This window comes from Delftia sp. SD018, assembly GCF_017355445.1.
GTDB classification, from domain to species: domain Bacteria; phylum Pseudomonadota; class Gammaproteobacteria; order Burkholderiales; family Burkholderiaceae_C; genus Comamonas; species Comamonas acidovorans.
Genome location: NZ_JADDRN010000018.1, coordinates 124,775 through 138,350 on the forward strand (window position 1 = coordinate 124,775; position 13,576 = coordinate 138,350).

13 protein-coding genes are annotated in these 13,576 nt (G+C 67.0%); 5 read left to right on the plus strand and 8 right to left on the minus strand.

The annotated features are described in order from the left end of the window. Positions 1-57 precede the first annotated feature (57 nt). Together INR38_RS18470 and INR38_RS18475 are read right to left on the minus strand one after the other, a co-directional pair. A complete protein-coding gene (locus tag INR38_RS18470) occupies positions 58-621 on the minus strand; it encodes an NUDIX hydrolase (RefSeq protein WP_012205429.1) in 564 nt (187 codons plus the stop codon). A 147-nt stretch (positions 622-768) separates the two neighbouring features. After that, positions 769-1,464 carry a fumarylacetoacetate hydrolase family protein gene (locus tag INR38_RS18475; RefSeq protein WP_207442608.1) on the minus strand — a complete coding sequence of 232 codons (696 nt, stop codon included), beginning with the start codon at positions 1,462-1,464 and terminating at the stop codon, positions 769-771. Positions 1,465-1,597: 133 nt separating this feature from the next. Here INR38_RS18475 and maiA point away from each other — a divergent pair, with 133 nt between their 5' ends. Together maiA and pgeF are read left to right on the plus strand one after the other, a co-directional pair. After that, complete coding sequence (maiA, locus tag INR38_RS18480) at positions 1,598-2,263, plus strand: maleylacetoacetate isomerase (protein WP_013802559.1); 666 nt, start codon at positions 1,598-1,600, stop codon at positions 2,261-2,263. Then, positions 2,260-3,117 carry a peptidoglycan editing factor PgeF gene (gene pgeF, locus INR38_RS18485; RefSeq protein WP_207442607.1) on the plus strand — a complete coding sequence of 286 codons (858 nt, stop codon included), beginning with the start codon at positions 2,260-2,262 and terminating at the stop codon, positions 3,115-3,117. Before maiA ends, pgeF begins: the two co-directional genes overlap by 4 nt. On the opposite strand, the gene INR38_RS18490 is transcribed toward pgeF, so the two are convergent. Beyond that, the gene (locus INR38_RS18490; protein ID WP_013802557.1) at positions 3,037-3,372 is read right to left on the minus strand and encodes a hypothetical protein; all 336 of its coding nucleotides are present in this window, start codon (positions 3,370-3,372) and stop codon (positions 3,037-3,039) included. The two genes, pgeF and INR38_RS18490, sit on opposite strands and share 81 nt — an antisense overlap. A 141-nt stretch (positions 3,373-3,513) precedes the next feature. Between INR38_RS18490 and INR38_RS18495 the strand changes: the two genes are divergently transcribed. The 3 genes from INR38_RS18495 (at position 3,514) to phbB (ending at position 7,661) form a co-directional block, all read left to right on the plus strand. Continuing rightward, positions 3,514-5,406, plus strand: coding sequence for an alpha/beta fold hydrolase (locus tag INR38_RS18495; protein ID WP_034393177.1), 1,893 nt, complete (start codon positions 3,514-3,516; stop codon positions 5,404-5,406). A 123-nt stretch (positions 5,407-5,529) separates the two neighbouring features. After that, the gene (locus tag INR38_RS18500; RefSeq protein ID WP_012205435.1) at positions 5,530-6,711 is read left to right on the plus strand and encodes an acetyl-CoA C-acetyltransferase; all 1,182 of its coding nucleotides are present in this window, start codon (positions 5,530-5,532) and stop codon (positions 6,709-6,711) included. 212 nt (positions 6,712-6,923) lie between these two features. Beyond that, the gene (gene phbB / locus INR38_RS18505) at positions 6,924-7,661 is read left to right on the plus strand and encodes an acetoacetyl-CoA reductase (RefSeq protein WP_012205436.1); all 738 of its coding nucleotides are present in this window, start codon (positions 6,924-6,926) and stop codon (positions 7,659-7,661) included. Positions 7,662-8,378: 717 nt separating this feature from the next. On the opposite strand, the gene INR38_RS18510 is transcribed toward phbB, so the two are convergent. The 5 genes from INR38_RS18510 to INR38_RS18530 are packed head-to-tail and all read right to left on the minus strand — an operon-like array spanning position 8,379 to position 13,510. Further along, positions 8,379-9,353, minus strand: a complete 975-nt coding sequence (locus INR38_RS18510; RefSeq protein WP_207442606.1) for an isoaspartyl peptidase/L-asparaginase — start codon at positions 9,351-9,353, stop codon at positions 8,379-8,381. Continuing rightward, positions 9,350-10,432 carry an amino acid ABC transporter permease gene (locus INR38_RS18515; protein WP_207442605.1) on the minus strand — a complete coding sequence of 361 codons (1,083 nt, stop codon included), beginning with the start codon at positions 10,430-10,432 and terminating at the stop codon, positions 9,350-9,352. The genes INR38_RS18510 and INR38_RS18515 overlap by 4 nt, the downstream gene beginning before the upstream one ends. Before the next feature lie 17 nt (positions 10,433-10,449). After that, positions 10,450-11,499: an ABC transporter permease subunit gene (locus INR38_RS18520; RefSeq protein ID WP_207442604.1), complete on the minus strand. Its 1,050-nt coding sequence runs from the start codon at positions 11,497-11,499 to the stop codon at positions 10,450-10,452. Positions 11,500-11,519: 20 nt separating this feature from the next. Beyond that, positions 11,520-12,557 carry an amino acid ABC transporter substrate-binding protein gene (locus tag INR38_RS18525; RefSeq protein WP_207442603.1) on the minus strand — a complete coding sequence of 346 codons (1,038 nt, stop codon included), beginning with the start codon at positions 12,555-12,557 and terminating at the stop codon, positions 11,520-11,522. Then, the gene (locus INR38_RS18530) at positions 12,554-13,510 is read right to left on the minus strand and encodes a MurR/RpiR family transcriptional regulator (protein ID WP_242699107.1); all 957 of its coding nucleotides are present in this window, start codon (positions 13,508-13,510) and stop codon (positions 12,554-12,556) included. The genes INR38_RS18525 and INR38_RS18530 overlap by 4 nt, the downstream gene beginning before the upstream one ends. Positions 13,511-13,576 lie beyond the last annotated feature (66 nt).

A 13,576-nucleotide genomic window follows, 5' to 3' on the forward strand; every position in this document is an offset into this window, starting at 1 on the left:
CGGGGTGCGTCCGGCATTGCCGTGCAGCACGGTGGTGCCGGACGGCAGTGCTTGCGCCTACAGGCTCAGGTCGATGGAGTGCACGCGGTGCGCGTCAAGCAGGCCCGCTGCACGGTCCTCGAAGTAGCGCTCCAGCGTCACGCGCACGGTGCGAAAGGCCAGTTCCTCCCAGGGAATCTCGGCCTCGGCAAAGAGGCGGGCTTCCATGGTCTCGGGGCCTGGATAGAACTGCTCGCTGCGCAGGCGGGCGCGGTAGAACAGGTGGACCTGGCTGACCTTGGGCACGTCAACGATGGAAAACAGCGGCCCCATCTCGATGTCGGCACCGGCTTCCTCATCGGTCTCGCGCTGGGCGCCGCGCGCCGTGGTCTCGGCCAGTTCCATGAAGCCGGCAGGCAGGGTCCACAGGCCCCGGCGCGGCTCGATGTTGCGCTTGCACAGCAGCACGCGGCCGTCGTCGGTGACGGGGATGGTGCCGACCACGTTTAGCGGATTCTCGTAATGGATGGTGTGGCAGTGCGGGCACACGGCGCGTTCGCGCGTGTCGCCATCGTCGGGAATGCGGTAGACCACGGCCGTGCCGCAGGCTCGGCAGAACTTGATGGGGCTGCGAAAAATCATGCCGACACCATGGAAGTGAAAGCGCCGCCAGACGGAAGGCAGGAAGGCATTCCGTGCGGCGGACTGTGGGTTCAGAAAAACGAAGGCCGGCAGGCCGGGGAGCGCGCTCCCCGCTGCCTTGCCGGCCTGTCGCCAGGCACAGGGATCTCAGGCGATCTTGACGCTCAAGGGGCTCAGGCCATCGATGCGGCCTTCCAGCAGGTCACCGCGCACCACGGCGGCCACGCCTTCGGGCGTGCCCGTCATGATCAGGTCGCCGGGCTGCAGTTCCCAGGCGGCCGACAGGTGCTCGATGGTCTCGGCAATGTTCCAGATCAGCTTGCCGATGTCGCTGCGCTGGCGGTCGGCGCCATTGACCTGCAGCGAGATCGTGGCCTTGGCGATGTCGCCGGCCTCGGCTGCCGGGATGATGGGGCCGATGGGCGCGGCATGTTCGAAGGCCTTGCCGATGCACCAGGGGCGGCCCTGCTTCTTCATGTCGTTCTGAAGGTCGCGGCGCGTCATGTCCAGGCCCACGGCGTAGCCCCAGATGTAGTCCAGCGCGTCGGCGGCCAGGATGTTCTTGCCCGCCTTGCCGATGGCCACGACGAGCTCGATCTCGTGGTGCAGGTTGGAGGTCAGCGTGGGGTAGGGCATGGTGCCCGTGGTGCCGGCCTCGACGGGCACGATGGCGTCGGCAGGCTTGAGGAAGAAGAAGGGCGGCTCGCGGCCGGTGAAGCCCATCTCCTTGGCGTGCTCTTCGTAGTTGCGGCCCACGCAGTAGATGCGGTGCACGGGAAAACGCTCGGGGCGGCCCAGGACGGGTACGCTGGCCACGGCGGGCGGGTTGAAAACGTAGCTCATGTCGGTGTTCCTCTGGCGCCTTGTCTCGTGGGCGCCGTCGCAAGTGTGCCATGCCTGTGGCCCCGCAGCGGGGCAACGCGATGGCCGGATGAGCCTGAACAAACCCCGGGCCGCACGGTATGCTTTGCGGTCTATGAAGCTCCACACCTACTTCCGCTCGTCGGCCTCCTACCGCGTGCGCATTGCGCTGCAGATCAAGGGCCTGGACTATGAATCCGTACCCGTGCACCTGCTGCGCGGCGACCACAGGGCGCCGGCCTATGCCCAGCATGTCGGCGATGCGCTGGTGCCGGCGCTGGAAACCGAGGACGGCCACTGGCTGACCCAGTCCATGGCCATCATCGAATATCTCGATGAGACCCATGCCGAAATACCGCTGCTGCCGCGCGACGCCCTGGGCCGTGCCCATGTGCGCGCGCTGGCCCAGATGGTGGCCTGCGAGATCCATCCGCTCAACAATCTGCGCGTGCTCAAGTACCTGGTGCGCAACCTGGGTGTCTCCGACGAGGCCAAGAGCGGCTGGTACGTGCATTGGGTGCGCTCCGGCCTGGAAGCCTTCGAACGCCAGCTGGACCTGCTGGCCGCCGAGCGCGAGGCCGCAGGCCTGGCGCCTTCGCTGTTTTGCTGGGGCGACACGCCCACGCTGGCCGACTGCTGCCTGGTGCCGCAGATCTTCAACGGCCGCCGCTTCAACGTGAGCCTGGACGGCCTGCCACGCCTGGCGGCCATCGTCGATCGCTGCGAGGCGCTGCCGGCCTTCCAGAAGGCCCATCCCTCGGCCTGCCCCGACGCGGAATGAGCGCGGCCCGGCCTGACTCCATCCCCGGCAACCTCCCCGGCACCATCCCCGCATCCTGGCTGGTGCCCGAGTGGCCCGCGCCGCCCGGCGTGCACGCGCTGTGCACCTCGCGCGAAGGCGGCGTCAGCACGGCGCCCTGGGGCAGCCTGAACCTGGGCGACCATGTGGGCGATGACCCGCAGGCCGTGCGCACCAACCGCCAGCGGCTGCAGGCGATCGTGCGTGACCATACGCCCGGCGCCTGCGCAGTGTTCCTGCAGCAGGTGCATGGCGTGGATGTCGTGGCCCTGGATGCAGGCAGCGCGCAGGGCCAGGCCTTCGATGCCTGCGTGACCAGCGCCTCGGGCGTGGTCTGCACCATCATGGTGGCCGACTGCCTGCCCGTGCTGCTGGCCCATCGCAACGGTACCGTGGTGGGCGCGGCCCATGCGGGCTGGCGCGGGCTGGCGGGCGGGGTGCTGGAGACGCTGTTCGAGCGCTTTGCAGGCCAGATCCAGATACCGCCCGGGCAAGGGGCGCAGCAGACCCTGGCCTGGCTCGGACCCTGCATCGGTCCGCGCTCCTTCGAAGTGGGCGCCGAGGTGCGCGCGGCGTTCATCGCGCATGACGCGGCGGCCGGGGCGCATTTCACCGCCGTGCCGCAAGAGGGCGGGGGCGCACCCAAGTACCTGGCCAACCTGGCCGGGCTTGCGCGCCAGCGCCTGGCGGCGCTGGGCATCACCGCCATCTACGGCAATGACGGCGGCGACGCATGGTGCACGGTGCTCAATGGCTCACGGTTCTTTTCGCACCGGCGCGACGCTGCCCGCCTGGGCAGCAGCGGGCGGTTCGCCGCCTGCATCTGGAAGGACTGAGCGCGCCTGCGTGCCGGGGCCGCTCTGCGAGGCCTGCTGCTGCGCCAGCCAGGCCTCGCGCTCGGCCAATTCGCGTGCATGGCGTTTTCGCTTGCGCGCGGGCGTGCCCATGATGTAGATCACGATGGACAGCGGCAGCAGTCCATAGAGTGCGAACGTGATCACGGCGCCGAGTATGCTGCCCGTGGGGCTGGCGGCCTCGGCCACTGCCATCATCAGAGTGACATACAGCCAGGCGATAACAACGAGATACATGGTCGAACCAAAAAAACGAGCGAGGCACGGGTTTTCGTGGAGGTCTGTGCCGGGCAAGGCGGGGCTCGCCTGGGTCACAATCAAAACGGATGCCCCGCAAGCCCCAGGCTATTGCATGGCATCCACGAACAAGGATGCAGCATGAATTTTGACCCACTCGCTGGCCTGTCAGGCCAATCCGTCCAGCAATTCTGGAACGAGCAATGGAGCCGCACGCTGCAGACACTGCAGCAGCTGGGGCAACCAGGCCTTCCGGGAACCCAGGGCATGCCAGGCATGCCGGACATGGCCCAGGCCTGGAAAGCGGCCGTCCCCGAACCCGGCGCCCTGCCCGAGAACGCGCTGTCGCTGGACCCCGAAAAGCTGCTGGAGCTGCAGCGCCAGTACCTGGATGGTGCCAAGGCCATGGCCGAACAGGGCGGCGCCCAGGCGCTGCTGGCCAAGGACAAGCGCTTCAACACCGAGTCGTGGGCCGGCAATCCGCTGACGGCGGCCACGGCTGCGACCTATCTGCTCAACAGCCGCATGCTCATGGGCCTGGCCGATGCCGTGCAGGCCGATGACAAGACGCGCAACCGCGTGCGCTTCGCCATCGAGCAATGGCTGGCGGCCATGGCGCCCAGCAACTTCCTGGCACTCAATGCCGAGGCCCAGAAGAAAGCCATCGAAACCCAGGGCGAGAGCCTGGCCCAGGGCGTGGCCAACCTGCTGGCCGACATGCGCCAGGGCCATGTGTCCATGACCGACGAGAGCCTGTTCACCGTGGGCAAGAACGTCGCCACCACCGAAGGCGCCGTGGTGTTCGAGAACGAGCTGTTCCAGCTCATCGAATACAAGCCGTTGACGGACAAGGTGCACGAGCGGCCCTTCCTCATGGTGCCGCCCTGCATCAACAAGTTCTACATCCTGGACCTGCAGCCCGACAACTCGCTGATCCGCTACGCCGTCAGCCAGGGCCATCGCACCTTCGTGATGAGCTGGCGCAACCCCGACGAAAGCCTGGCGCGCAAGACCTGGGACAACTACATCGAGGACGGGGTGCTCACCGGTATCCGCGTGGCGCGCGAGATCGCAGGAGCCGAGCAGATCAATGTGCTGGGCTTTTGCGTGGGCGGCACCATGCTGTCCACCGCGCTGGCGGTGCTGCAGGCGCGCCATGACCGCGAGCATGGCGCAGTTGCTGCTCCGGCGGCCAAGGCGCCTGCGGCCAAGCGCGCGGCTGGCAGCCGCAGTGCCGCCCGCACATCCACAGCCCGCGCCACGGCGCCGGCCGGCGTGCCGTTTCCCGTGGCCAGCGTCACGCTGCTGACCACCTTCATCGACTTCAGCGACACCGGCATCCTCGATGTCTTCATCGACGAATCCGTGGTGCGCTTTCGCGAGATGCAGATGGGCGAGGGTGGTCTCATGAAGGGCCAGGACCTGGCGTCCACCTTCAGCTTTCTGCGGCCCAACGACCTGGTCTGGAACTACGTGGTGGGCAACTACCTCAAGGGCGAGACGCCCCCGCCGTTCGACCTGCTGTACTGGAACAGCGACTCCACCAACCTGCCCGGCCCGTACTACGCCTGGTACCTGCGCAACCTCTACCTGGAAAACAAGCTGGCCCAGCCCGGCGCGCTGACCGTCTGCGGCGAGCGCATCGACATGCACCAGCTGCGCCTGCCAGCCTATATCTATGGCTCGCGCGAGGACCACATCGTGCCCGTGGGCGGCTCCTATGCGTCCACCCAGGTGCTGGGCGGCGACAAGCGTTTTGTGATGGGCGCATCGGGCCACATCGCGGGCGTGATCAATCCGCCGGCCAAGAAAAAGCGCAGCTACTGGCTGCGCGAGGACGGCCAGTTGCCGCCCACGCTCAAGGAGTGGCAGGCCGGCGCCGACGAGTACCCGGGCAGCTGGTGGGCCGACTGGAGCCCCTGGCTGGCCGAGCACGGCGGCAAGCTGGTCGCAGCGCCCAAGCAGTACGGCAAAGGCAGGGAATACACGGCCATCGAGCCGGCCCCGGGCCGCTACGTACTGGTCAAGGCCTGAGGCACAATCGTTTCGATGCTGCAGTGCAATAACGCTGCGGCTTGAATGCAGGGTGCCGCTGCCGCGACTGCGGCAATGTGCGCCCGGGCATCCCTTCAAGAGTCCAAAGAAAGGTCCGTCATCATGGAAGACATCGTCATCGTTTCCGCTGTCCGTACTGCCGTTGGCAAGTTTGGCGGCACCCTTGCCAAGATCCCTGCCACCGAACTGGGCTCCATCGTGATCCGCGAGGCACTGAACCGCGCCAAGGTCGGCACCGACCAGGTCGGTGAAGTCATCATGGGCCAGGTGCTGGCCGCTGGCGCAGGCCAGAACCCAGCACGCCAGGCCATGATGAAGGCCGGCGTTGCCAAGGAAACCCCGGCCCTCACCATCAACGCCGTCTGCGGCTCGGGCCTGAAGGCCGTGATGCTGGCAGCCCAGGCCGTGGCCACGGGCGACAGCGAGATCGTCGTGGCCGGCGGCCAGGAGAACATGAGCCTGTCGCCCCACGTGCTGCCGGGCTCGCGCGACGGCCAGCGCATGGGCGACTGGAAGATGGCCGACACCATGATCGTGGACGGCCTGTGGGACGTCTACAACCAGTACCACATGGGCATCACGGCCGAGAACGTGGCCAAGGAAAAGAGCGTCAGCCGCGAGCAGCAGGATGCCCTGGCCCTGGCCAGCCAGCAAAAGGCCACGGCCGCACAGGACGCAGGCAAGTTCGTGGACGAAATCGTTCCCGTCAGCATTCCCCAGCGCAAGGGCGATCCCGTGGTGTTCGCGGCCGATGAGTACATCAACCGCAAGACCAATGCCGACGCCCTGGCAGGCCTGCGCCCGGCCTTCGACAAGGCCGGCTCGGTGACGGCCGGCAACGCCTCGGGCCTGAATGACGGCGCGGCCGCCGTGGTGGTGATGAGCGCCTCCAAGGCCAAGGCCCTGGGCCTGAAGCCGCTGGCGCGCATCGTTTCCTACGCCACCAGCGGCCTGGACCCTGCCACCATGGGCCTGGGCCCGGTGTTCGCCTCGCGCAAGGCGCTGGAGCGTGCAGGCTGGACCGCGCAGGACGTGGACCTGTTCGAGCTGAACGAAGCCTTCGCGGCCCAGGCCTGTGCGGTGAACCAGGAGCTGGGCATCGACCCCGCCAAGGTCAACGTCAACGGCGGCGCCATTGCCATCGGCCACCCCATCGGCGCATCGGGCGCCCGCATCCTGGTGACCCTGCTGCACGAGATGCAGCGCAGCGGCGCCAAGAAGGGCCTGGCCGGCCTGTGCATCGGCGGCGGCATGGGCGTGGCCATGGCGGTGGAGCGCGTCTGAAAGGCTCCGGGAAAACGTTAGCAAGCTTTCAGGGTAGATCCTAGGCCTGCCTAGGGCCTGCCCGAAGAGAGGCGCAGCGCACGCGCTGCATACTAGCCATACGGGGGGGCCGGACCCAGAGGTTCAGGCACCCTTGGTGATAACCGGAGTCAATGCCCCGGTTGTCGTGGATAGATTGATCTGAAGCAACCATTGATTGACAGGAGAGAAGAATGGCTCAAAAAGTAGCGTATGTCACAGGGGGAATGGGAGGCATCGGAACGGCTATCTGCCAGCGTCTGCACAAGGAAGGCTTCAAGGTCATCGCAGGTTGCGGTCCGTCGCGCGACTTCCAGAAGTGGCTGGACGAGCAAAAGGCGCTGGGATACAACTTCCATGCATCGGTCGGCAATGTGGGCGACTGGGCTTCCACCGTCGAGGCCTTCAGCAAGACCAAGGCCGAGCACGGCAGCATCGATGTGCTGGTCAACAATGCCGGCATCACGCGTGACCGCATGTTCATCAAGATGACGCCGGAGGACTGGCAGGCCGTCATCGAGACCAACCTCAACTCCATGTTCAACGTGACCAAGCAGGTCGTGGGCGACATGGTGGAAAAGGGCTGGGGCCGCATCATCAACATCAGCTCGGTCAATGGTGCCAAGGGCCAGGCCGGGCAGACCAATTACTCGGCCGCCAAGGCGGGCATGCACGGCTTCACCATGGCGCTGGCGCAGGAGATGGCCACCAAGGGCGTGACCGTGAACACCGTGAGCCCCGGCTACATCGGCACCGACATGGTCAAGGCCATCCGTCCCGACGTGCTGGAGAAGATCGTGGGCACCATCCCCGTCAAGCGCCTGGGCGAGCCCAGCGAGATCGCATCGATCATCGCCTGGCTGGCTTCGGAGGAAGGCGGCTATTCCACCGGCGCCGATTTTTCGGTCAACGGTGGCCTGCACATGCATTGAACCTGCAAGGGTTCGCGCTGCAAAGGAGCCTCCGGGCTCCTTTTTTGTTGGGCAACCCCGCTGCAAATGGCCCAGAAATGACAAAACCCGCTGAAGCGGGTTCTGTGGAAGAGGGGGTCTGCACGGAAGGCCGTCAGACCGGTGGTGTCAGAGACTGGGGCACCGTGTGCGCCAGCCAGCGCCTCAGCGCTTGCGATCGCGTTCGTCTTCGGGCCAGATGGACATGATGGCAGTCGTTTGCATGGAAACTTTCTCCTGTATTGCTCTCTTAACGCGGGCCAGATTCAGCTGGTTGACAGGTTTTTAAAAAATTTTCGAAGGAAGTCGAAACTTTTTTGTGACCCGGTTTTCAGGCGTTGCGGGGGCCGCGCTTGCGGTCACGGTCATCCCATGGCCAGACAGCTTGGGCCAGCGCAGCGGCTGCAAAGCGGGTCTGCAGGGCGGTGTGGGAAAAGATGTCGGTCATGTGCAATCACTCCTTTGTTGCGTGTTCAACGCGGGCAAGTGGCTGCAGGTTGACTCAGGGATTGCCCCAGGACGCAAGCAATTGCAAGCCTGGAGGTGGTGATCTGTCAGTTTGAAGACAGATTTCTGGCGCGTTGAGGAAAAACCCGTTTCCTGACAGAGGCTTACGGGCATAGCGGGCCAATGCCGATGCTGTTACGCCTCGTTGCCCGCAATGCGTGGGCACAGGTCAACCCGGGGCGAAAACGTCCATCAGGCAAAAATCAGGGTCACGGCAGGCGCGTCGTCCACGATGTAGCCGCGGTACATGCCGGAGCTGTTGAAGGGGCAGTGCACGCGTCCCTGGCTGTCCACGGCCACCACGCCGCCCTGGCCACCGATGTGTGTCAGCGTGCCCCGCACTGCGGCGTCGGCTGCGAGTTCCAGGCTTTGCCCCAGGTAGCGCATGCGCGCATGGATGTCGTGCGCGATGGCTGCGCGCAGGAAATGCTCGCCGGTTCCGGTGGCCGCCACGGCGCAGGTGGTGCTGTCGGCGTAGAAACCTGCGCCCACCACGGGCGTGTCGCCCACGCGCCCGGGGCGCTTGTTGGTCAGCCCGCCGGTGGATGCCGCGGCGGCCAGGTTGCCATGCACATCGCGCGCCACGGCGCCGACCGTGCCCATCTTGCCGTTCTCGTTCAGCGGAGCAGGGTGCGCCGCCAGTCCGCTGGCGTCGTGGTCCAGCAGCGCGGTCTGGCCGGATTGCGCCTGCACCCGGCGCAGCTGTGCCAGGCGCTCGGCAGAGTCGAAGTAGCCGGCATCCATCCGCGCCAGCCCGCGTTCATCGGCAAACCGTTGCGCCCCTTCGCCGACCAGGAGGACGCACTGGCCGTCGTCAAGAACATGCCGTGCCAGCGCAATCGGATTGCGCACCTGGCTGACGGAAGCGACTGCACCGGCCCGCAGGTTGCTGCCGTCCATCAGGCCGGCGTCCATCTCGTGGCGCGCGTCGCGCGTGTAGACGGAGCCGCGCCCGGCATTGAACAGCGGGCAGTCTTCCAGGGACTGGCACGCGGCCTGAACGGCGTCCAGCGCGCTGGCGCCGCGCCGCAGCAGGGCGGCGCCCGCCTCCAGCGCCTGGGCCAGCGCGGCGTGGTAGGGGGCCTCGTCGGCCTGGCCCTGGATGACGGTGCCTGCGCCGCCGTGCACGGCAATGGAAAATTTTCGGGAGTTCTGGGACATGTTCATTGGAGCGCGTAGCGCGATTCCAGGAAGCGGCCATAGCGGGCGATGCCCAGGCCGATGAGCAGGTAGACGGCACAGACCACCATGTACATCTCCACGAAGTACGCAATCCAGTGGGGGTCGCTCATGGCCATCTTCAGGGAGCCTGTGATGTCGTAGATATTCACGATCGCCACCAGGGAGGTGTCCTTCACCGCGCCGATGAAGTTGCTCACCGTGGGCGCGATGGTCACGCGCAGTGCCTGCGGCAGGACCACGTGGCGCAGCACCTGCACCCTGGTGAAGCCCATGGCCTGGGCCGCCATGACCTGGCCCAGGGGCACGGCCTGCAGCCCGCCGCGAAACACCTCGGCAAGATAGGCGGCGCTGAAGGCCGCCAGGCAGACGGCGATGCGGACCATGGGGTCCACCCGCCATTGCGCGGGCACCAGCATGGGCAGCACGAAGGCCCCGAAGAACAGCAGTGTGATAAGGGGCACGCCGCGCACGGCCTCGATGAAGCCCGTGCACAGGATGCGGATCAGGGGCAGGCGGGAACGCCGTCCCAGGGCCAGCAGAATGCCCAGCGGAACGCCGGCCAGGCAGGCGATCACGGCAAGGAACAGGGTCAGCGGCAGGCCGCCCCACAGATCGCTGGGCACGGGTGCCAGGCCGGCCACACCGCCCGCCATCAGCACGCCAAAGCCGGTCAACCCGGCCAGCAGCATTGCCATGCCGGCGCGGCCGAAGAAGCGCGGCAGTGCCGCCACCCCCACGCTGCCCAGCAGCAGCAGGCTGGCGGCGACGGGGCGCCACTGTTCGGCCATGGGGTAGCGCCCCAGGAACACCAGACGGTACTTGTCGCGCACCACGCCCCAGCAGGCGCCGGCCGCAGCGCGGCATGTGTCGGGGTTGGCTGCGGTTTCGGCGTGGAGCAGGCCCCAGGCCAGCAGCTTCCAGCCCGCCCACAGCGCGGCCAGCAGCAGCGTGGCGGTGATGAGCCCGGAGAGCGCATTCGGAAACAGGCTGGCTCGCAGGCGCTGCGCCAGCGGAACCTGGGGCGGGGCCACCGGCAGGGCCGGTGCGCGGAGTACGGCACTCATGAGCAGGTCTTTCCCGGCTAGCGTGTGATGAAGGCACTGCGCTGGTTGAAGGCATTCAATGCCAGCGAGGTCAGCAGGTTGATGGCCAGGTAGACCACCGCGATGATGGTCACGCACTCGATGGCCTGGCCGGTCTGGCTCATGGCGGTGTTGGCGACCATCACCACGTCGGGGTAGCCGATGGCCACGGCCAGCGAGGAGTTCTTGATGGTGCTGAGCGCCAGGTTGGTATAGGGGGGAATGATCACCCGCAGGGCCTGCGGCAGCACGACCAGGCGCAACTGCTGGCCGCGGCGCATGCCCAGGGCCGAGGCGGCATTCCATTGCCCGCGCGGCACGGCCTGCAGACCGGCGCGCACGATTTCCGCGCAATAGGCGGCGGCATACAGGCCGAGGGCTCCCACCAGGGCCAGGAATTCAGGCGTCAGCGCCAGTCCTCCGTCGATGCCGAACATGCCCGGTTGCGGCGAGCTCCAGTGCCAGCCCGCCGCGCTGTCGTACACCGGGCCGGGCAGGGCCAGCCCCGCCTTGCTCAGAAAGCCCAGGGGGCCGATGGCCAGAGGGTGGTCCACGTCGGGCAGCAGCGAAGTCAGCGCGAAATACCACAGCAGCACCTGCACCAGCAGCGGGATGTTGCGCGCCACATCGACATAAAGGCGCACGGCGCCGCGCAGCAGCGGATGCCTTGCCACTGCGGCCACGCCCAGCAGCAGGCCCAGCACGGTGGCCAGCACGAGCGCGGGCACGGCGGCGCGAACCGTGTTGGCCACGCCGGCCGCGACCGCACGCAGGTAGCTGTCGCCGGGCTCGTAGGGCAGCAGCCCTTCGGAGATGGAAAAGCCGGCCGTCTGCTCCAGAAAGCCGAAGCCCCCGGCAATGCCGCGCGCGGCCATGTTGCGGCTGGCGTTGTGCGCCAGCCAGCCCAGCAGCAATATCAGCAGCCAGCCGATGGCGAGCTGCAAGGCCAGCCGGCCCCAGCGTGGCCGGGTGGGGGCCGGTGGCTGCCGTGCCCCGGCGTCGATGGCATTCACGGCTTTCACAGCATCCACAGCATTCACGGCGTTCATGGCAGGGTGCCTTCGGCGCGTCAGTTCATCGGCGGCGACATCATCAGGCCGCCCTTGGTGAACAGCGCGTTCTTGCCGCGCGGGACGTTCAATCCAGACTTGGCGCCCAGGTTGCGCTCATAGCTCTCGCCATAGTTGCCCACGGCCTTGACGATGCGCAGCGCCCATTCCCTGTCCAGCCCCAGCTGCTTGCCCAGGTCGTCGCTCTGGCCCAGGAAACGCTTGACCTGGATGCTGTCGGAGCGGGTCTTGAGCTCGTCGGCATTGGCCTGGGTGATGCCCAGTTCCTCGGCTTCGATCATGGCGTTGAGTGTCCAGCGCACGACGGCGAACCATTCGTCGTCACCGCGGCGCACGGCCGGGCCCGCCGGCTCCTTGGAGATGACTTCGGGCAGGATCACGTAGTCGTCGGGGTTGGCCAGTTCCTTGCCGCGCAGCACGGCCAGGGCGCCGAGGTCGCCTGTATAGGCCTGGCAGCGTCCGCTGCTGAAGGCCTGCAGGGCGGCTTCGGGGTTGTCGAACACCACCGCCTTGTAGTTGAGCTTGTGGGCGCGAAAGTACTCCGACAGGGTCTTTTCCGTGGTGGATCCGCTGATCACGCAGATGGTGGCGCCAGAGAGCTGCTTGACGCTGTTCAGGCCGGGTTTCTTCCTGGCCATGAAGCCCTGGCCGTCGTGGAAATTGACGCCCGCCCACATGAGGCCCAGGCCGTTGTCGCGCGTGAAGGTCCAGGTGGTGTTGCGTGCCAGCAGATCGATCTCGCCGGACTGCAGCGCCGTGATACGTGTCTGGCCACTGGTGGGAATGAACTTGACCTTGCTGGCGTCGCCCAGGGTGGCTGCAGCCACGGCACGGCACAGATCCACGTCCAGCCCGGACCAGTTGCCGCTGCCGTCGGCGAGCGCAAAGCCTGCGCGCCCCGTGTGCACGCCGCAGGCCACGGCGCCGCGCTGCTTGATGCCGTCCAGCGTCTTGCCAGCGTGGGCCGGCGCGGCAGCGAGTGTGAAGAGGGCGGCCATCGATGCAAGCGCAAGGCGCAGACGGGCAGGGGCGTTCATGGTGAATCCTTTCCAGCGGGATGAGGGGCCTGGGGTTGCGGCTTGCCTGCCGCCGGCGAAGCGGTATCGGCGTCCGGAGTCAGGTAGGGAAGCACCGACTCGGACAGTTCGACCAGGCTGCGCACGGCCTGGGGCGTGGCGCGGATGACCTGGGTGGCCAGTGCCTCGACTATGGCCATGGCCGCCATTGGCGATGAAGGCAGCAGGGGATGCGAGGCGGGCGCCAGCAGCGTGTAGTCGGCCTCGCGGGCCAGCGGACTCGTGGCCTCGTCGGTGATGGCGATGGTCAGGGCGCCCCGCTGGCGTGCGTGCGCCGTCAGCGCGACGGCTTCGCGCGAGTAGCGCGGCAGTGAAATGGCGATCAGCACGTCCTGCTCCGTCAGCCCTGTCATGCGGCGTACCGCCTGTTCCGATCCGCCTGCGGAGGTCACTTCCACCACCTGCGGCAGATAGGGTTGCAGCACGTCGGCGCCAAAGGCCGCCACATGGTGGGAGCTTCCGAACCCCATGAAGAGCACACGGCGGGCGCGGCAGATGCGCTGGGCCAGTTGGTCGAGCAGGCCGGGGTCGCAGGCCTGCGCAGCCGCCTGCAGGTTGCGCTGCGTATGCCCGAAAGCCTGCGCGCCCATGGTGCCCACGGCGCCCGCAGCGCCTGCCGTGGCGGCTTCGGGCCCATGCGCCGCGCGCAGCTTGTTCACGGGCTCCAGGGCCTGCTGCAGCTGGCGGCCCAGGTGCAGGCGCAAATCGGCAAAGCCTTCGTAGCCGGCGTGCTTGGCGAAGCGGTTGACGGCAGCCAGGGAGCCACCGCAGGCATTGGCCACTTCTTCGGCGCTCAGCGTGACGGCCAGCACCGGATGCGCGGCCATCCAGCGGCCGACCCGGGCGACGGCGGGCGAGCCATCGACGCTGGCGCGCAGCAGTTCCTGTACGGCGGGATGGGGGTGGAGTTCCATGAATGAATGAAAGTGAATGGTCTCTTTCATTCATTATTTTTTAAGAATGAAATCTTTCATTCAGGG

Bases quoted from the DNA above. Each gene is read 5' to 3' on its own strand.
- INR38_RS18470 (WP_012205429.1), bottom strand. From the start codon at position 621: ATGATTTTTCGCAGCCCCATCAAGTTCTGCCGAGCCTGCGGCACGGCC.
- INR38_RS18475 (WP_207442608.1), bottom strand. From the start codon at position 1,464: ATGAGCTACGTTTTCAACCCGCCCGCCGTGGCCAGCGTACCCGTCCTG.
- maiA (WP_013802559.1), top strand. From the start codon at position 1,598: ATGAAGCTCCACACCTACTTCCGCTCGTCGGCCTCCTACCGCGTGCGC.
- pgeF (WP_207442607.1), top strand. From the start codon at position 2,260: ATGAGCGCGGCCCGGCCTGACTCCATCCCCGGCAACCTCCCCGGCACC.
- INR38_RS18490 (WP_013802557.1), bottom strand. From the start codon at position 3,372: ATGTATCTCGTTGTTATCGCCTGGCTGTATGTCACTCTGATGATGGCA.
- INR38_RS18495 (WP_034393177.1), top strand. From the start codon at position 3,514: ATGAATTTTGACCCACTCGCTGGCCTGTCAGGCCAATCCGTCCAGCAA.
- INR38_RS18500 (WP_012205435.1), top strand. From the start codon at position 5,530: ATGGAAGACATCGTCATCGTTTCCGCTGTCCGTACTGCCGTTGGCAAG.
- phbB (WP_012205436.1), top strand. From the start codon at position 6,924: ATGGCTCAAAAAGTAGCGTATGTCACAGGGGGAATGGGAGGCATCGGA.
- INR38_RS18510 (WP_207442606.1), bottom strand. From the start codon at position 9,353: ATGAACATGTCCCAGAACTCCCGAAAATTTTCCATTGCCGTGCACGGC.
- INR38_RS18515 (WP_207442605.1), bottom strand. From the start codon at position 10,432: ATGAGTGCCGTACTCCGCGCACCGGCCCTGCCGGTGGCCCCGCCCCAG.
- INR38_RS18520 (WP_207442604.1), bottom strand. From the start codon at position 11,499: ATGAACGCCGTGAATGCTGTGGATGCTGTGAAAGCCGTGAATGCCATC.
- INR38_RS18525 (WP_207442603.1), bottom strand. From the start codon at position 12,557: ATGAACGCCCCTGCCCGTCTGCGCCTTGCGCTTGCATCGATGGCCGCC.
- INR38_RS18530 (WP_242699107.1), bottom strand. From the start codon at position 13,510: ATGGAACTCCACCCCCATCCCGCCGTACAGGAACTGCTGCGCGCCAGC.